The organism is Shewanella vesiculosa, from assembly GCF_009994065.1.
In the GTDB taxonomy this organism is placed as follows: Bacteria; Pseudomonadota; Gammaproteobacteria; order Enterobacterales; family Shewanellaceae; genus Shewanella; species Shewanella vesiculosa.
Genome location: NZ_JAACSD010000007.1, coordinates 224,709 through 243,031, shown reverse-complemented (window position 1 = coordinate 243,031; position 18,323 = coordinate 224,709). Strand labels below are relative to the sequence as shown.

The following is an 18,323-nucleotide window of genomic DNA, read 5'->3' as shown; positions in this document are numbered from 1 at the left end:
CACTTGTTTTGCTTAGCAACCCCTTGTCCTAAAGGTTCAAAATACTCCATCGTAACTTGATTTATTCACACCTATGCCAGCCAATGAAACCATGAACACCTTTGCGAGATTGAAGCAGGTTCTGGATAAGTCTGATTTGGTATAAATAATAGATTTTTAGTAAAAAATTACTCTTTATCAAGCCACTCGCGAGTGGCTTTTTTATGGGTTTTATCTCAGCATTAACACTCGCTTCATCATGCTAAAACCGCTCACCCGATAACTATCAGCTAATACAAATTGATACATAAAATAACTACGATTAAATTTAACAAGTGGTTAATATAATTTAGCCCTCATCATTGATTTTTGCACCGCTAACCTCAGTTCTGCCCCTTATGAGTTTAATTAATAATGAAATGCATAATAATAACAACAAAGGATTTTACCAATGGCCATTCCTCTAAAAAGAAACAAGATTAGTGCAATTCAACTCACACTTAGCCTGAGCTTATGTTCCACTTTTATTGCTCCAGCGTTTGCCCAAGACACCTTGATTTTGGCTGATGCCTATATCGATGTAGCTAAAGGAAAAAGCGTTGATAATGCAGCGATAATTATCTCTAACAATCACATCGTTAAGGTTACCACCGCGGCAAACATTACGAATAAAGCCGATTACAGCTTGATTGATCTTAAAGGTAAAACGCTGGTGCCAGGAGTGATGGATATGCATGTGCATTTATCTGGCGATGCTGAAGATAATTTTTTAGAGTCGATGAATTATTCAGTACCAAGGCAAACTGTTAAAGCGGTTAAAAATGCTCAGAAAACCTTGCTCGCAGGCTTTACCACAGTACGAGACTTAGGAGCATCTGGCTATTCAGTGATTGCCACCCGAGATGGAATAGATGCTGGCGATATTCCTGGTCCACGTATTTGGGCCGTAGGCCATGCAATTGGTATCACCGGCGGACATTGCGATGATAACTTTCCCGCTCCAGAAGCCCATGCAAAAGCTCAAGGTGTTGCCGACGGTCCTTTGGAAGTGCGCACCAAAGTACGTGAAAACATAAAATACGGTGCCAATGCGATTAAAGTCTGTGCCACTGGCGGAGTTTTTTCTAAAGGTACTCAAGTCGGTGCGCAACAAATGACTTACGAAGAACTTAAATCTGCCGCAGATGAAGCGCATATGCGCGGCCTTGTTATCGCCGCCCATGCACATGGCACTAGTGGCATTAAAGATGCGATACGCGCGGGTATCGATAGTATTGAGCATTGTAGTTTTATGGACGATGAAGCCATTAAGATGGCAATAAAAGCAGGCACTTACTTGTCTTGCGATATCTATAACACCGAATACACCCTCGCCTATGGTGCCGCTAACGGCGTACCAGAAGCCAATATCAATAAAGAAAAGCAGGTGTCACAAGCCCAGCGTGACAGCTTTAGAAAAGCCGTTAAGGCTGGCGCTAAGATGGTGTTTGGTTCAGATGCGGCGATTTATCCCCATGGAGACAATGGTAAGCAATTTTCACGCATGGTCACCTTTGGTATGACGCCAGTTCAAGCGCTTCAGGCTGCAACCATTAACAGTGCCGCCTTAATAAAACAAGACAACTTAGGTCAAATTAAAGCCGGATTCTTGGCTGATATTATTGCTGTTGATGGCAATCCGCTAGATAACATTAGCTTGATGGAAAACGTCACTTTTGTTATGAAAGATGGCGTAGTGTACAAAAAGCTTTAATTAGCTAACCGCTATTGGTTATGCCACAGCCCGATTGGCTTGGATAGCTTTAGCAATCAAATACCAAGGCCTATCTTAAACGCTAGGCCTTTTTCATATCTAACAGATAGACCGTCAGATCTCAGAAGCATGTCAATTCGTTCAATCATTAGCTGGTTCAAATCTTTTTATCTATAACAAGGCTATACATTAAGCGCTGGTTGACTGTCTCGATTGTGTTTATCAAACGCTATCCCTAAGGGTTCGAAATAGGCCAATAGTGCTTGATAGATTTCACGGCGGTGTTGGGTATCTGGGTAAGCACCATGTTTAGCTAAAGGTGAGTTAATCGTGCTGTTAACTAAGTATGGATTAGATATTTCGGCATTAGCCTGTGAGTACATTTCAATACTGGCTTCGAATGCGCGCGCCATCATTTCGGTTGGTTTGGCAAAGTAATGACAAGCTTGCAGTTTATCTAACGCGATTGACCGTCTCACATACTCGTGTGGCTCTTGGCCATTGCTGTTTAAAAAAGTGATTTCAAATAGCTTAGATAATTGTTGGTTCAGAGGATGAGCAACTAATGCTTTGTCTGCAAGCCAATGGTCGGTAGCACATGCATACCGGTTAGCCGGACTCATGTACTCATCTTGACTCAGTAGAGTGTCATCAACAAACATTTTGTCGGCTATGTAATGATCGAACGCATGCCAAAACTCATGAGCTAACGACCCTGCGCCGGCATTTTTGGCTAACGCCAGTTCTCGATATGCTGGTGAATAGTGTGCCTGCACGCCCTTTTGGCCGCCATGGCCAAAGGCAAAGCGTAAACTGCCGCGCAAACCAATTAGCTCTGGTGGTACGCAGAGTATATTGGCCAGATCGGCTAATGAATCAAATATCAAGTTAGCCGCTAATGCCGACTCTTCGCGATTAACCCATTTGCCCACTCTTATGTGCTGTAAACCGAAGGTGTGCTTGATATCTAAAAAGCTCACCGAATCACCATTGCGATAATCGGGACCAATGCGCTCAAAATGACGCTGATGATTTAATAATGAATGATGTGAAGCCAAACAAACCTCTATTACACGAAAGCGATTATAAACACGTTTACAAAAAACGAATGCTGAACTCAGTGGGTAATTATGCCATGTTTAACGCCATCAACCGTCCAATAAAAAAGCTAATGGTGGTAAAAGTCTTCTTGGCGCAACCTCATCCACCAGTATGCGATAAGCATTTTTATTCAGCTTTATGCAAAAATAAAAGTATTACCCTCGGTAAATTTTTAACCTTTATTCATTTAAATGCTTATTTAATCAAAATAAGGCTAAACAGATTAAATTAAAAGCACTGCATAATCACCGAGTTTATTTTACTCTTCTATTAAGTGGTCCATTAAGAACCTATTAAGTGGCTTAGTACGGCCACCAGCACTTAATGGATCGTATACGTTACGGCTGTTTATGACGATATGCGCCTAAAGAGTAAGCCGGTGTATTTGGGGGCCCTTTTAAGTATCGCTCATTGAATGTCTATTTAACCCTGTTCACAGTACAGTGGTTTAAGCGCAATTTTTTATGGAGGATTTATGATTTATACCACAACAGAAACCATTCCTGGTCGGGATATTATCGAGATTGTCGGCATTGTAACGGGTAATGTTGTTCAATCTAAACATATTGGCCGAGATATTATGGCTGGTTTAAAAAGCATTGTCGGCGGCGAAATCCGCGGTTACACCGAAATGTTAAGTGATGCCAGAGATGTCGCCATTGAGCGCTTAGTTGCCAGTGCAGCTGAAAAAGATGCCGATGCGATTGTGGGTATCCGCTTTACAACAAGCGCCATTATGGATGGGTCGTCGGAAATAATGGCTTTTGGTACCGCAGTGAAATTAGCGCCGCGCTAATAAATAGCTCGGTTACTTAACCTAAACTTAGCTCATATTAATATCGCTCGTTAAGAATGAAGGCTGAGATAAGTACTTCTCACCATCTTGTTAACCTGTTTGTTTGTCCGAGTTTAGGCCGCCATCTCGCGAGTGATCGAACATAACTAATGGGTAATTTTATGATTAAAAATATTTCCTTAGCCCTTGTCACCTTGATAGCCTCAACTCATGCCCTGGCGCTAGAAAGCCTTATTACTGTTGAAAGCCATTACTCGGCCAAAGAAACTGCTGATAGGTTTGAGGCGATCATAAAAGATAAAGGGTTTACGGTTTTTGCCAGAATAGATCATCAGAAAAATGCGGCAGGGGTTAATTTAACGCTAAGACCAACTGAAGTGATTGTATTTGGCAAGCCGAACATTGGCACTCAATTAATCCAGTGTAACCAACTGGCGGCAATTGACTTGCCCCAAAAGGCATTGATCAGTGAAGACGCTGATAATAAGGTTTGGCTGTCGTATAACAATCCGCAGTACCTTAAGCAGCGTCATAACATTGCAGGCTGCGATATGGTTATGAGTAAAATAGCCGCCGCGCTCAATACATTAAGCATTGCTGCAACGTCCAAACCGCTATAATGTAGAATGATATTAATCAACAACTTATATAGCATATTTATCAGCAGTGCTGCGTATAACAATATATTTTGAGGTGTTAAATGAATAACCAAGTGGTATTAATCACAGGTGCAAATAGAGGCATTGGTTTGGCCTTAACTGAGCAATACCTTATTAACGGCTGTCGGGTTATTGCGACCTGTCGCGATGATGCCACAACGACTGAGCTAATGTCGTTACAGGCGCAGTTTGCTGATAAATTATTGATTGAATCAATGGATATCACATGCCCAGATACCATTCACCGTTTAGCCAATAATCTTTGTCAGCAAAATATTAGTATTGATTTAATCATTAATAATGCAGGCTATTTGGATCGCGATAATCACAGTATTCATGCTATCGATTATGCTGATGCTGAAATGTGCTTTAAAGTGAATGCGCTCGGGCCATTATTTTTAATCCATTGTTTATTATCCCTATTAAACAAAACACGTTTATGTAAAATCGCTATTATCTCATCGTCCAAAGGATCATTAACAGAACCACAAGGCGTCGATTGGTATGGTTACCGAATGTCTAAAGCCGCTGCCAATATGCTGGCGGTGAATTTATCTCAAGAACTTGTTGATGATAATGTTGCTGTGGTATCGGTTCATCCTGGCTGGGTTCAAACTGACATGGGCGGTAGCACAGCACGGGTTAAGGTTATCGATTCTGCATTGGGGATTATAAAGGTGATTGACCAGTTATCGATTGCTAACACGGGTGAGTTTTACAATTTTAACGGTGAGCAACTGCCGTTCTAATATGTGGCAGCTTGAATGTGTGACGACTCAGCGTACTTTTTGCCTAATGTTTGCTTATTATTGAACGCGTGTTATCAAGGCTATTGGCTTTGTGGGCGGGTGCGATTGATCAATTTACCGCTAAATATGGTCTAGGATAAGTTTGAGGCTGTTTTTAGGTCGACAATAGTGGGCGAATTATGTTTTTTGACCATGATATTGAGGCTAATTTAACCGGTTACACTTAAATACAAAATAATATCCAGCGATATTTACTGCTGGCTTGCCTTACCGGTTTAAATTGGTAAGATGTTGTTTTGATGACTGTATCGTTAATATCGTTATGATACTTTGGTATTAATAGGCATAGTTAGACAATATTAATTAAGTCGATAGTTACAATATTGACTACGACACAATGAAGATGTGTTTATCTTCTTCTTGCCGCATAGCGGCTTAATTCAACGAACACTTTAAGTTAATTTGTAACCTGCTGCATTTGTACTTTAATCAGTACGACGTCAAGCAAAACCTAGGTTGCGTTACTGCATAGCTTAAGCGGGCGTTATATTTAGTGAGGTTGCGATAATGGAAACAAAGCCGATAATTTATGACAGATTTTCTTGTAATAAATGTTTTGATAAAAGCAGCCTTGATTTTGATTTCACCATGGCTTTTCAGCCAATTATTAATTGTAAAACCAATACTATATTTGGCTATGAAGCATTAGTTCGCGGTTTACAAAATGAATCTGCTTTTTCCGTTATCGATCAAGTCAATGATGATAATCGTTATTTATTTGACCAGCTTTGCCGAGTGAAAGCCATTGCACTGGCTGCTAAGCTCAAACTAGACTCCATGCTTAGTATCAACTTTCTTCCCAATGCCATTTATAAACCTGAGCGCTGTATTAGAACCACCTTAGAAGCCGCGAAAGAGTATGGTTTTCCAACCAATAGAATCATGTTTGAATTTACTGAAAATGAGAACATCAGCGATACAGAATTTGTTAAGGGTATTGTTGAGTATTATAAGAAATCAGGATTTATCACTGCACTAGACGATTTTGGTTCTGGCTATGCCGGTTTGGGATTATTGGCTGATTTTCAAACCAACATCATCAAATTTGATATGAAGCTTATTCGTAATATCGACCAGGATAGTACCCGACAAGCTATTATTAAAAATTGTGTCAACTTGTTTGCTGAGCTTAACATTACCTCGTTAGCCGAAGGCGTAGAAACCATCGAAGAAATGCTCTGGTTGCGCGATTCTGGCATTGACCTGATGCAGGGCTATTTGTTTGCAAAACCTGGCTTTGAGAGCCTACCGCAAGTTAATTTTGATGAAATATCCCGCTATGAAAGTAAAGCTAAACATTCCCACAAGCAAAGTTTACATGATGGTGCAGGTATTTAAACCTCAGCTTAAGGGGTTAAATCATCATCCTTAGGCCGATTTTGCTTAGCGATTACCGACTCGAGATAGTCATCGAGATAGTCACTAAGAGACGACACCTCTACGCGGGCTAACTTAAGGTTTTGACTGACGTTTATAAGCGTTTTATGCCCATTTCAACCAATTCATTTACCTATGTCTTTGCGTAATCCTGTATCATTGAGCGGTGCCAAACTCTTGGCCCCTTTCCCTCCCCTATGCTGGAAATATCATCGATGAAAACAGACGCTTTACGCGGCAAACTATTCTTATTACTGGCCACTATGCTTGCTGGTGTAGGCTGGATAGCCTCTAAACTTGTTATTTTACACATGCCTGGTGAGATGTTTATTGCAGCTCGCTTTTTAATCGCCAGCCTGATTTTATTACCATTTTGCTATCAGCAGATTTTAGCCCTGCGAGGCAAACAGATTGCCGCGCTGTGTGGCGTTGGCCTTGTGTTAGCGGCATCGATTGAAGTATGGGTACATGCGATTACCATTTCAGATACCCTGTCTGAAGGCGCGTTTATCATGAGTTTAGCAATGATTATTGCGCCATTTATTTCTTGGCTATTATTCAAAGTTAGACCCAACCGCATGTTTTGGATAACGCTGCCTATAGCCTGCATTGGTATTATGTTATTGACCATCACAACGGGCTGGGAAGTGGATAACAGTCAATGGTTTTTCTTATTGTCGTCGGCCTTGCTGTCATTACATTTTGTACTTAACAAGCGAGTTCTGACCAATATAAAGCCATTAACATCGATCTGCGTTCAATTATTCATGGTGGGGGTTGCTGGTAGTGTGATTATGGCGCTGGTGTCACCTGAGCATTTTGAACTCAATGGCCAGCTGTTCTTTTGGTTTGCAGTCTCCACTGTGATTGCCACCAGCGTGCGCTACTTATTACAAACCCTTGGCCAGTTTAACGTTAAATTAGAAACGGCCTCATTGATCATGATTTTAGAACCCATTTGGACATTAATCTTGTCTATTAGCTTTCTTAATGAAGTGGTTGAGGTACAAAAGCTTATCGGTGGCGGAGTGATTCTGCTGTCACTGTTTATTTATATCAAATTTTCTAAAAACTAGTTTTGACTAAAGGCGTTATGGCGCGCTCGGTTTATGTTCATCGGGCTGCGCTTTGCCTCACCTGTTATCAGCAAAGATTCGACTACCAACAACAGATACATTTACCAGTCTAGCCACTTAAACACCTTGCCGCTTTTAGTTCATTGGCGATGAGACTATAATGATGGGTAATCGCAAACCAATGAGTCATTAATGAACAGTAACATAGAGATAGTCGATCTTCTCCGCGAGCGTATTCCTTCATTTAAATGTGTGCCGGGTTGTCACGATTGCTGTGGCCCAGTAACGACCTCGTCTGAAGAAATGTCGCGCCTGCCAGTCAAAACGGCCGCAGAACATGAAGCCGCGCTAAATGAATGGAACTGCGTATATTTAGGCCCTAATGGCTGTGAAGTGTATGAGGAACGCCCTTTGATATGCCGAGTATTTGGCACGACACCGCGTATGCCTTGCCCTGAAGGTCGTGGTCCTGAAAAGATGATTGACTCAAAAGTAGAAGCTCAGATCCATCACTATATTGCCAATACCCGCCAAGTATTAGTGTAAGCGCATAGCAACATCTAACCGATAATGGTCTGTAACAGCAGGCGAAAACCCGGATTGACGCGCAATATTAATGTGGTTGTGAAGAACAAAGCTTACATAAGAGTTAGCCGCATTAAAGCTTAATGAAGTAGCATGACTCGCCTCAGTATGACACTGAGACTCGTCATGCTCTGCGGTGTGAATCATTACCGCCAGAGAGCGTTAACTGAATTAGCCAAAGTGTTCTTGAAAAGCAATCATAAAGTCTTCTCTTATGAGCTGCTCTAAATGTATCGCGCGTTCAGTGGGGCAAAAAATCATAATATGTACATTCTGCTCACCATTTATACCGCTGGTAATATGAATGTGTGGTTCACTGCCCGGTAAATCGACACCGGCGTGTTTTTCTATCACGCTATTGTAGCGCTTGGCCACTTCAATAAAATCTTCACAGTGCTGTTCTATTTGACGAGTAAGTCCAGGAAACAGCGGATACAGGTTAACAAACTGCACCAGAGTAATAGTAATATTATGATAAACGTAACGTTTCATAAAATTAAGGTTTTTAACCGCATAGGTAAAAAACATACTATTTGGCAGCGTGGCGGTTTTACCTGTGTAATGGTATTGGCCTTGGTCCAGATCAATCTCTTGGATCACTGTGGCCATTAAGTTATGTTCTATCACTTCACCGTATATCTTACCCACTTCAATCCAATCACCAATCACAAATGAGCGTGAACTCGCGCGTTGTATCGAGCCGGTAAAACACAGAATAATCTCTTTTGAGGCGATGACTAAAGCAATTGCGATGGCTGTTACTGACAATGCAAATTTGCTGACTTCGGTCTGCCAAAGTACAAATAACACCACCAATATTAAGATAAATGTGCCATTTTTAGTACGCGACATCCATTTGCGTTGCACATCAGAAAGAAATGCGACATCGCCACGTATACTTGAAATGATAAAGCGTTTAATCACTGAGATGAGTATTATTATCAACACTGTTAACAATAATTTGTGCTCGAGAAGAAAATCGACTGCTAATGCTATTTTATCTACCAAACCTACAACCTATATCAATTTTGTATTCATCATGCTGAACCAATATTATTCAGCCCAGTACTTTATGGGGAATACCAACATAAAACAAGGTAATTAACCTATACATTGGATAACAAACACCTCTCAAACAGTGCTTTTTGTTGCGAATAGCGTTGAATTAACTGTCATAGACCCGCTATTAATGCGTCCATTCGCCTTATGAGTAACATCAATCATGAGTTTGTTTTTGGTTAACGTCTAAGGTGATGATCTTTATCATCATATTCTCATATATCATCCCGATTTCAGGTTAGTGAGCAGATAACTCAGCATTGAGAATAGGATTAGACAGCTTTGATTGTTGATGTCACTTGAAAGTATTTAGCCTTCAGAAAATTATCCGTGAAAAAATATCTCTACTGTGTTGAGTCGCAAACGCCATATTTACAAAATAATTATCAACGCATTAATGACATCGCTAATGATCACAAGCTTGGGCATTAATCTAATACCTTTCTGCTCTAGGCATTTTTGTCAGTTGGCGTATATATAGGGTGCTTGTTTAGCGACAAGGAGTTAAATTAGTATTAAGCTCAATCAATGATATTTTACATAAAGTTACATTGTTGTTAAATTAGCTAATTATATGCTTTTATTATGTCAGACACGGATGCATCTTATGGAAGCTGGCTCTCGTAGAATACTACTTTTTTCTGTTCCCCTAACCTTGCTCATCATGGCAATCGTTTATTACTCCTTCAACTCCGGTCGTGATATCGCGTTTCGTTACTCTCCGCTGATCGATGCTGCTATCAAAATTAAGCTTGAGGCGACAACAGGACACTTGTGGTTTGAAGAGGCGATTAGTGGTGATCGCAGCATAGATATTGAGACTGTATGGGCTCATTTTGATAAATCACTATGGTATGCGCATGTCATGCTTGATGGTGGTAAGAATGGCGACACCGTCATCATGCCTCTTGATAATCCTGATTTACGCCAGCAAATTGACCAAACCATAGTCGACCTGCAAAAATTTCGCCACATGGCCCAACAACGTTGGGATGCACAATCCACATCCGCTATTGGTTCTGATCTTGACCAACAATTTGACCAAGCCTTTATCGCGTTTAACCTTGCGGTTGATCATGTGGAAACCGCCCTGCAACAAGTTATCAATGACGATCTACACACCTTTAAACTCATGCAACTATTGCTTGCGGCTCTTATCTTGATGGTAGGGATTGTTATTGTGAGTTTGTTGTTGCGTTACAACACAAGAATAAACAAACACCTGCTGACGTTATTTAAACAAGAAGAAAGACTGCGGATTACCTTAAGCTCTATCGGTGATGCAGTAATAGTTACCGATACCCATGGCACGGTGACCTATATAAACCCTGTAGCAATTCAACTTACCGGCTGGACATCTCTTCAGGCATTAGGACAACCGCTTACAAAAGTGTTTAATATTGTTGATGCTTACACACTTGAATCGGTCAATAACCCGGTAAAAAGAGTCCTCGATACTGGCTCAATCGTCGGCCTAGATAATCACACTAAGCTTATCGCTAAAGATGGATCTGAATATCACATTGCCGACTCAGCTGCGCCAATGCGCAATCCTGCTGGTGATATCAGTGGTGTGGTACTTGTGTTCAGGGATATTACCGAAGAGCGGACATTATTTTCTGAGCTTGAATCGAGTCAGGCAATGATAAAAGCTTTATTAAACACTGTGCCTGATATGATTTGGTTGAAAGATACCCAAGGAAGTTATTTAGCCTGTAACACCAAATTTGAAGAAATGTATGGCGCCAAGGAACATGAAATCATCGGTAAGACCGACTTTGATTTTGTCAGCCATGAGCTTGCTACTTTTTTTCGCCACAATGATGCCAAAGCACTCCACGCCGGTGAATCCACCGTCAATGAAGAATCGCTGACATTTGCCAGTGACGGTCACGTTGAACAGGTCGAAACCATAAAAACACCGATGAAAGACAATCATGGTCACTTAGTGGGTATTTTAGGTGTAGCCAGAGATGTCACTAACTATAAGAAATCATTGGAACAACTTAAGCAAAGTGAGACCAGGCTAAAAGAAGCGCAAGTTTATGCCAAAATTGGCTATTGGGAGTTACTGCCCGACCAGAAAACCGCCGTTTGGTCTGATCAAATGTGTGCGTTATTTGGACTGGTTGAAAACGCCAAAGCAGATCCGCAAACCCTTTGTAACGTGATGAATAAAAGTGACATTGACACTTTTATGGCATCAGTTAAAGAATGCTTCTTGACTGGCCGAGAACACCATGTTGAATATCGGATCATTAGACCCAAGGATGGTGAAGAGCGCTGGATAGAATGTCGAGGACAATTGATCACAAATAGCGCAGGTGAAGTGCAAAAGATAGCCGGTTTTATCCAAGATATTACTGAGCGCAAACAAGCCGAAGATACCTTACGCAAAAGTGAAGCAACCATCCAAAACAAGCTCAAAGCAATATTAGAGCCCGATGCAGACATTGGTGCCTTATCGCTATCGGATATCATTGATGCTGAAGCGCTGCAATCTCTGATGGATGATTTTTATGATTTGACCGGCATGTTAGGTGCCGTACTTGATATCGAAGGAAATATTCTCGTCAGCGTAGGTTGGCAAGATATCTGTACCCAATTTCATCGCTGCCATCCTCAAACACGAAAAAATTGTATAGAGAGCGATACAGTGCTCACACTCAATGTGGAGCACAATACATTTAAGGAATACAACTGCAAAAACAATATGTACGAAATGGTTACCCCTATTGTTATTGGTGGCAAGCATCTCGGCAATGTGTTCATTGGTCAGTTCTTTTATCAGGATAAAATCCCTGATGTTGAGATATTTCGCCAACAAGCACACCAATATGGCTTTGATGAACAGGCGTACCTTGCCGCTCTCGATAAAGTGCCGCGCTTTACCCGTGATGAAGTCGCCCATGGAATGCGATTTTATACCAAACTCACCGATATCATTTCTGCGTCAAGTTTCAGTGCCATCAAACAATCAAGGTTACTTGCGGAGCGAGAAAAAGCGCAAGAAAGACTGCAATTATTCTCCAGGGTGTTTAGTGATACCCATGAAGGCATCATGATTACCGACGCCAAACAACAGATACTTGATATTAATCCAGCATTCACCCGAATAACCGGTTATAGCCGAGGAGATATTATTGGTAATACACCAAACATATTGAGTTCGGGTAAACAAAGTCCGCAATTTTATGCACTGATGTGGCACGCAGTTTCAGAAAATGGATACTGGCAAGGCGAAGTATGGAACAGGACAAAGCAAGGGCAACTCTATGCAGAATTACTCACTATTTCATCATTAACCAATAGCCAAAATGAAGTGACTCATTATGTTGGGATGTTTTCTGATATCACCAACAGTAAGCTACAACAAGACCAACTGAATTTAATGGCTCACTATGATGTTCTGACGAAACTGCCTAATCGCGCGTTATTTGTAGATCGTTTTCAACAATCCATTGCTCATAGTATGCGCACAGGACATCAACTTGCGGTGTGTTTCTTAGATTTAGATGATTTTAAACCCGTAAATGATAACTATGGTCATGATGTTGGAGATCGCTTATTAATTGAAGTCGCAAACCGCATTAGTGCCTGTATTAGAGAAGAAGATACCGTATCGCGACAAGGCGGCGATGAATTTGCCATATTACTCAATGATATTAAGTCTGCTTCACAATATGAAGTAACCATAGACCGAATCCATAAAGCGTTAGCAGAACCTTATATCATTGATGATATACAACATCGTATTAGCGTCTCTAGTGGGCTGACCTTATATCCTGCTGATAATGGTGATATCGATACGTTATTGCGTCACGCTGATCACGCTATGTACCAATCGAAATTAACCGGTAAAAATCGTTCTCGATTGTACAGTGCCGATTCTGACCAGCTTATTATCCCAAAAAATCATCACCTCGAAGAAATTCAACAGGCATTTGCTAACCATGAATTTCAGCTCTACTATCAGCCGAAAGTGAATATGGTCAGTGGACATGTATTTGGCGTAGAAGCCTTAATACGTTGGAACCACCCACAGAAAGGGCTCACTTCACCGGGAGATTTCTTACCATTTATCGATGGTACCGTACTAGAAATCGACATCGGCGAGTGGGTTATCAATCAGGCTTTACAACAACTTGATGATTGGCAAAAACAAGGTATTAAACTTGAAATTAGCGTTAATATTTCGTCAAATCATCTGCGTACGCCAACGTTTGTTGCCCATCTTGACGATAGTTTAAGCCAGTATCCCAATAATAATGCTCAATATTTGCAACTAGAGATATTAGAAAGTTCTGCTTTTGGCGACATCAATACCATTAATCATATTATTGAGGAATGCCAAAACCGGCTGGGAGTGAGTTTTGCACTGGATGATTTTGGTACCGGGTATTCATCGTTAACTCATTTAAGAAGTTTACCGGTGAATACGATTAAGATAGATCAGAGTTTTGTGCGAGACATACTCGATGACCCAAGTGACTACTCCATCATTGAGGGAGTCATTGCATTAACGAAATCATTTGACCGCAATGTTATTGCCGAAGGCGTTGAAACAACCAATCATGGCCTACTGCTGTTACTCATGGGCTGTGAGCAAGCTCAAGGCTATGGAATAGCCAAACCTATGCCTGCAAAAGATTTTTTACCATGGCTAAGCAATTATATTCCAAATAAAAGTTGGCGTATTGGTGGTAATCAAAATCACAGTAACAAACAAACTAGCCTAGATATATTTAAACTGATCACTGCACAGTGGAGAGCGAAATTTGCCAAAAAGATTTTATCCTCTGCAGATGAAGGAATTCCTTGGCCCATTCTTGATGATCAGACATGTCAATGCGGCAACTGGATCCGTCGAGAAAAGCAAGGGCAGTTATTTGAATCGCAATATATTCAACTATTTGAACACCATCATAGTAAGATTCATTTTATTGCTGATGGGATAAAGCATCAATATCTGCAAGGGCATCTTGATGCAGCCTGTGAGAGTCTGGTTGATTTAGATCTCGCATTCGATGACATCGATAATACTGTTAGCTTATGCCAATAGCCTTGTTTGATTTTGCTCAAAGCACAGGGCTAACTCAAGTCTAGCGCGGCGAACATAGGCCGATTAGCAGAGCTTGCCCAAACTGATGGGTATTCTTAAATACATCATACTCTGGCAGTAGTCAGTTATTTTACGCCAGCTTATTGCTATTCAAAATAAGCATCAAGCTTCACCCGTTATCCCCATCTAGCTGATAATGGCCGCAAAAATTTTTTCATTTTCACTGATTCATTTTGATCTATAAGCAAAATGAATCAGTCACGCCATACAATCTCAACTGAATCACTGTCGTTCACTGCGCGATCACGTCCTGAGCTAAAATATGATCTGAGACAATTTGTCCAAATTGAGTTTTGTTAACTTGATCAACCTCATAAATTAGAAGCTACAAGCTTATTTTTGATAAGGAAATTTCTTACAAGTTGATTTACATCAAAGAGGATTTTTAGCCGAGTTCTAAAATTGATACCGATAGATTGCAACTCATTATTAGCAACTGAGCTAACTTAAGCAGAAGGTATCAACATGGACACACATGCAGCCCTTTATAAACAGGGTCAAGATCGCCTTGATTATTTACGCCAATTTGCCCAACGTCAGCCTGTCTCATTACAAGAAAAAATGGCTAACCTTGGGATATCTCGTCGAGACTTCATTAAGTGGACCGCATCGGTCTCTGCAATGTTTGCCTTGCCCCTACCCTTTAGTAACTTGGTCGCTGAAGCAGCTGAATTAGCCGACCGAGTCCCTCTCATTTGGTTACACCTAGCCGAATGTACTGGTTGCTCCGAGTCATTAATTCGCACTGACTCCCCCAACCTTGACACGTTAATTTTCGATCATATCTCACTTGAATATCATGAGACGCTGATGGCGGCCTCTGGTTGGCAAGCAGAAGAAAACTTAGAAAATGCCCTTGAAACCTACAAAGGTCGCTATTTACTTGCGGTTGAAGGCGCGGTGCCGACGGCTAACAATGGCACCTTTTTAACTGTCGGCTGTAAAGGCCATACGGGTCTGCACATTGTCAAAGAAGCGGCTGAAAATGCTGCGGCAATTGTCTCTGTTGGCACCTGTGCCGCCTTTGGTGGTGTACAAGCCGCAGCGCCAAATCCGACAGGGGCAAAAGGGGTTTATGAAGTGGTCGATAAGCCGGTGATTAACTTAGGCGGTTGCCCTCCGAGTGAAAAGAACATTGTTGGCACAATAATGTATTTCATTATGTTCGGTAAGTTGCCAGCCCTGGATATGTTTAATCGTCCTAAATGGGCCTATGGCGCACGGGTACATGATAATTGTGAACGTCGTGGTCGCTTTGATGCCGGCGAGTTTGTTGAAGAATTTGGTGATGAAGGCGCAAAAGCTGGTTACTGCCTTTATAAAGTCGGTTGTAAAGGTCCTTACACCTACAACAACTGCCCAACGGAGCGTTTTAACCATCACACGAGTTGGCCTGTGTTAGCCGGTCACGGATGTATGGGGTGCTCTGAGCCTAATTTCTGGGATGACATGGCCGATTTTGAAAAACCACTCGGACGCCAACTGTTACACGGTGTTGATGCTACAGCTGACACCATAGGTGCAGTCATTTTAGGCGCAACCGTTGTCGGTATTGGCGCCCATGCAGTAGCAAGCGTATTTGCTAAGCCTTTGGAGGAATAATCATGAGTAAACGTGTCGTTATCGACCCTATCACCCGCATCGAAGGCCATTTACGTGTCGAAGTTGAAGTGGATGACAATAATGTCATTACTAAAGCTTGGTCTTCGTCGACCTTATGGCGCGGCATTGAGGTGATTTTAAAAGGCCGAACTCCAATGGATGTGGGCTTAATTGTGCAACGTATTTGTGGCGTATGTACTTATTCGCACTATCGTTGCGGTACTGAGGCGGTTGAAAATGCCCTCGGAGTTAAGATCCCTCTTAATGCAAAATACTTACGCAGCTTAATGCAGTCGTCATTATATATGCATGATCATATTGTGCATTTTTATCATCTACACGGATTAGATTGGGTGGATGTGGTATCGGCATTGAGCGCCGATCCGGCACTGGCGGCACAAGTGGCGATGAAATACTCTGATACGCCCATTGCTGCTGGTGAAGGTGAACTTAAAGCCGTACAAGCCCGCGTAAAAGGCTTGGTTGAAACCGGAAAACTCGGGCCATTTGCGAATGCTTATTGGGGGAATAGTACTTATCGCTTTAGCCCTGAACAAAACCTCATTGCGTTATCACATTATTTAAAAGCCCTTGAAGTGCAACGTGTTGCCGCTGAAATGTTAGCAATATTTGGTGGTAAATCGCCACATCCACAGTCGATTGTTGTGGGCGGCGTAACCTCAGTGCGTGACATGTTAAGCCCTGCCCGTTTACAAGAATGGAAACAAAAACACGCTATCGTACAAGATTTTATTGAGCGAGCTTATCAAGCCGATATTGTGATGGCGGCAGAAGCATTTGGCTCTGAACCCAGTGTACTTGGCGGGGTAAATGTTAGCAGCTTCTTATGCGGTGAAGACTTTATTACCTCTGATGGCGAGTATTTATTCCAACAAGGGGTGATTTTAAACGGTGATTTAGCCAATGTGTCAGATATCGACCCTAGCTTAATTAAGGAAGACGTCACCCATGCTTGGTATCAAGCTGATGGGCCGCAACATCCATATGTAGGCACCACAATTCCTGATTACACTGGCTTTATTGAGCGCGATACTGTGTACGGCAAATTGCCAACCATTAATGGCGACGGTAAATACTCTTGGGTTAAATCACCACGCTATCAAGATGAGCCGTTAGAAGTAGGTCCGTTAGCCTGTTTACTGGTTAACTATGCCCGCGGAAATCAGGTTGTTGTCGATGCGGTAAACGGCTTGTTAGCCCGTACAGGCTTACCTCTTGAGGCGCTATTTACCACCTTAGGTAGAACAGCTGCACGTATGCTGCAAACGGTATTAGTCGGTCAAGCGAGTTTACAAACCTTTGATGCCTTACTGGTCAATATGCAGTCAGATGAATCAACTTATGTGAAGCCTGAAATTGATCCAGACCGCGTTTATGAGGGCTTTGCGATGATTGAAGCACCTCGCGGTATGTTAAGTCATTGGATCCGCATTAAAAATGCTAAAGTTGAAAACTACCAAGCAGTGGTCCCCACTACCTGGAATGCTGGCCCTGTAGATGCTAATGGAAAAATGGGCCCTTATGAAGCATCCTTGATTGGTTTGAAACTTGAAGACCCAACTAAGCCTTTAGAAGTCATTCGCATCATTCATTCCTTTGATCCTTGTATGGCGTGTTCAGTTCACGTGATGGATTACAAGAAACAGACTCTAGGTCAATTTAAAATTGATCCAAATGGGTTTTAATCAGAGGTAATGGACTAGGAGGGAAAAAGTATGCAACATATTGCAACCCACGACCGGCAGTTGATATTTACTCCAGCGATTCGAATATTTCACTGGTTACGTGCCCTGTCTATTTTAGTATTAGTGATCAGCGGATTTTATATCGCGTGGCCATTTCTGGTGGCACCGGCTAGCACAGATGTCTTGGTGCAAGGTTGGATCCGCTTTGCGCATATCATTTTTGGATTTTTGTTAACCAGCATTACCTTAGTGCGTTTTTACTTGTTTTTCTTTAGTCGAAATAGCATCGAACGACGTTCGTTTAAAGATGTGTTGAGTGTAAAAAGCTGGATAACGCAAATAAAATCCTATTTTTGGATGGGCAGTTTAGACAAAGCTGGGGTTTACGGACCATTACAGTTTATGACTTATGTGGCCATTTCGTTTGTTGCCTTGATTATGTGCATCACTGGCTTAGTGCTTTACGCCAATGTGTATCACTTAGGTGTTGGCGGAATGCTAGGTGATGTATCAGCATGGATAACCGGTCTTTGTGGCGGGTTAGCACCACTGCGAACTTATCATCATTACCTAACATGGGCCTTCATTATTTTTGTGGTGATCCATGTGTATATGGCGGTGTGGTCTGGTATTCGCTTTAAACATAATTCAGTCGATTCCATTGTATCTGGTTACGACTATCACAAAGTACGTAAATAG

The 18,323-nt window shown here is 41.7% G+C and carries 15 protein-coding genes; 12 read left to right on the top strand and 3 right to left on the bottom strand.

Annotated elements, in window-relative coordinates; all coding sequences use genetic code 11:
- The first annotated feature begins 430 nt into the window (after positions 1 to 430).
- The gene (locus GW828_RS09180; protein WP_273058121.1) at positions 431 to 1,732 is read left to right on the top strand and encodes a Xaa-Pro dipeptidase; all 1,302 of its coding nucleotides are present in this window, start codon (positions 431 to 433) and stop codon (positions 1,730 to 1,732) included.
- 182 nt (positions 1,733 to 1,914) lie between these two features.
- On the opposite strand, the gene GW828_RS09175 is transcribed toward GW828_RS09180, so the two are convergent.
- Positions 1,915 to 2,790, bottom strand: coding sequence for a CLCA_X family protein (locus GW828_RS09175; protein WP_273058122.1), 876 nt, complete (start codon positions 2,788 to 2,790; stop codon positions 1,915 to 1,917).
- On the opposite strand from GW828_RS09175, the gene GW828_RS09170 reads away from it, so the two are divergent.
- The 7 genes from GW828_RS09170 (at position 2,772) to GW828_RS09140 (ending at position 8,096) form a co-directional block, all read left to right on the top strand.
- Positions 2,772 to 3,065: a hypothetical protein gene (locus GW828_RS09170; protein ID WP_273058123.1), complete on the top strand. Its 294-nt coding sequence runs from the start codon at positions 2,772 to 2,774 to the stop codon at positions 3,063 to 3,065. The two genes, GW828_RS09175 and GW828_RS09170, sit on opposite strands and share 19 nt — an antisense overlap.
- Before the next feature lie 243 nt (positions 3,066 to 3,308).
- The gene (locus GW828_RS09165) at positions 3,309 to 3,629 is read left to right on the top strand and encodes a heavy metal-binding domain-containing protein (RefSeq protein WP_124014792.1); all 321 of its coding nucleotides are present in this window, start codon (positions 3,309 to 3,311) and stop codon (positions 3,627 to 3,629) included.
- Positions 3,630 to 3,790: 161 nt separating this feature from the next.
- Positions 3,791 to 4,249, top strand: coding sequence for a DUF302 domain-containing protein (locus GW828_RS09160; RefSeq protein WP_273058124.1), 459 nt, complete (start codon positions 3,791 to 3,793; stop codon positions 4,247 to 4,249).
- An 80-nt stretch (positions 4,250 to 4,329) separates the two neighbouring features.
- Positions 4,330 to 5,037, top strand: a complete 708-nt coding sequence (locus GW828_RS09155) for an SDR family oxidoreductase (protein ID WP_273058125.1) — start codon at positions 4,330 to 4,332, stop codon at positions 5,035 to 5,037.
- 567 nt (positions 5,038 to 5,604) lie between these two features.
- Complete coding sequence (locus GW828_RS09150; RefSeq protein ID WP_273058126.1) at positions 5,605 to 6,435, top strand: EAL domain-containing protein; 831 nt, start codon at positions 5,605 to 5,607, stop codon at positions 6,433 to 6,435.
- 254 nt (positions 6,436 to 6,689) lie between these two features.
- The gene (locus GW828_RS09145; protein ID WP_273058127.1) at positions 6,690 to 7,550 is read left to right on the top strand and encodes a DMT family transporter; all 861 of its coding nucleotides are present in this window, start codon (positions 6,690 to 6,692) and stop codon (positions 7,548 to 7,550) included.
- Between the two features lie 192 nt (positions 7,551 to 7,742).
- Positions 7,743 to 8,096: a YkgJ family cysteine cluster protein gene (locus tag GW828_RS09140; RefSeq protein ID WP_124014788.1), complete on the top strand. Its 354-nt coding sequence runs from the start codon at positions 7,743 to 7,745 to the stop codon at positions 8,094 to 8,096.
- On the opposite strand, the gene GW828_RS09135 is transcribed toward GW828_RS09140, so the two are convergent.
- Positions 8,088 to 8,282 (bottom strand): hypothetical protein, encoded by a 195-nt coding sequence (locus GW828_RS09135; protein ID WP_273058128.1) that lies wholly within the window; start codon positions 8,280 to 8,282, stop codon positions 8,088 to 8,090. The two genes, GW828_RS09140 and GW828_RS09135, sit on opposite strands and share 9 nt — an antisense overlap.
- A gap of 24 nt (positions 8,283 to 8,306) precedes the next feature.
- On the bottom strand, positions 8,307 to 9,143 hold the full coding sequence (locus tag GW828_RS09130; RefSeq protein WP_124014786.1) for a mechanosensitive ion channel family protein: 837 nt from the start codon (positions 9,141 to 9,143) through the stop codon (positions 8,307 to 8,309).
- 658 nt (positions 9,144 to 9,801) lie between these two features.
- Here GW828_RS09130 and GW828_RS09125 point away from each other — a divergent pair.
- The 4 genes from GW828_RS09125 to cybH all read left to right on the top strand — a co-directional run bounded on the left by GW828_RS09125 (position 9,802) and on the right by cybH (position 18,323).
- Complete coding sequence (locus tag GW828_RS09125; RefSeq protein WP_273058129.1) at positions 9,802 to 14,256, top strand: PAS domain S-box protein; 4,455 nt, start codon at positions 9,802 to 9,804, stop codon at positions 14,254 to 14,256.
- 525 nt (positions 14,257 to 14,781) lie between these two features.
- A complete protein-coding gene (hyaA, locus tag GW828_RS09120; protein ID WP_124014784.1) occupies positions 14,782 to 15,918 on the top strand; it encodes a nickel-dependent hydrogenase small subunit in 1,137 nt (378 codons plus the stop codon).
- Positions 15,919 to 15,920: 2 nt separating this feature from the next.
- A complete protein-coding gene (gene hyaB, locus GW828_RS09115; RefSeq protein ID WP_124014783.1) occupies positions 15,921 to 17,624 on the top strand; it encodes a nickel-dependent hydrogenase large subunit in 1,704 nt (567 codons plus the stop codon).
- Positions 17,625 to 17,654: 30 nt separating this feature from the next.
- A complete protein-coding gene (gene cybH / locus GW828_RS09110) occupies positions 17,655 to 18,323 on the top strand; it encodes a Ni/Fe-hydrogenase, b-type cytochrome subunit (RefSeq protein ID WP_182697294.1) in 669 nt (222 codons plus the stop codon).

What these genes read in the sequence shown, in the direction of transcription:
- GW828_RS09165 (WP_124014792.1), top strand. Translation starts at nt 3,309, where the DNA reads ATGATTTATACCACAACAGAAACCATTCCTGGTCGGGATATTATCGAG.
- GW828_RS09180 (WP_273058121.1), top strand. Translation starts at nt 431, where the DNA reads ATGGCCATTCCTCTAAAAAGAAACAAGATTAGTGCAATTCAACTCACA.
- GW828_RS09170 (WP_273058123.1), top strand. Translation starts at nt 2,772, where the DNA reads ATGAATGATGTGAAGCCAAACAAACCTCTATTACACGAAAGCGATTAT.
- GW828_RS09145 (WP_273058127.1), top strand. Translation starts at nt 6,690, where the DNA reads ATGAAAACAGACGCTTTACGCGGCAAACTATTCTTATTACTGGCCACT.
- GW828_RS09140 (WP_124014788.1), top strand. Translation starts at nt 7,743, where the DNA reads ATGAACAGTAACATAGAGATAGTCGATCTTCTCCGCGAGCGTATTCCT.
- GW828_RS09150 (WP_273058126.1), top strand. Translation starts at nt 5,605, where the DNA reads ATGGAAACAAAGCCGATAATTTATGACAGATTTTCTTGTAATAAATGT.
- cybH (WP_182697294.1), top strand. Translation starts at nt 17,655, where the DNA reads ATGCAACATATTGCAACCCACGACCGGCAGTTGATATTTACTCCAGCG.
- hyaB (WP_124014783.1), top strand. Translation starts at nt 15,921, where the DNA reads ATGAGTAAACGTGTCGTTATCGACCCTATCACCCGCATCGAAGGCCAT.
- hyaA (WP_124014784.1), top strand. Translation starts at nt 14,782, where the DNA reads ATGGACACACATGCAGCCCTTTATAAACAGGGTCAAGATCGCCTTGAT.
- GW828_RS09135 (WP_273058128.1), bottom strand. Translation starts at nt 8,282, where the DNA reads ATGATTCACACCGCAGAGCATGACGAGTCTCAGTGTCATACTGAGGCG.
- GW828_RS09155 (WP_273058125.1), top strand. Translation starts at nt 4,330, where the DNA reads ATGAATAACCAAGTGGTATTAATCACAGGTGCAAATAGAGGCATTGGT.
- GW828_RS09160 (WP_273058124.1), top strand. Translation starts at nt 3,791, where the DNA reads ATGATTAAAAATATTTCCTTAGCCCTTGTCACCTTGATAGCCTCAACT.
- GW828_RS09125 (WP_273058129.1), top strand. Translation starts at nt 9,802, where the DNA reads ATGGAAGCTGGCTCTCGTAGAATACTACTTTTTTCTGTTCCCCTAACC.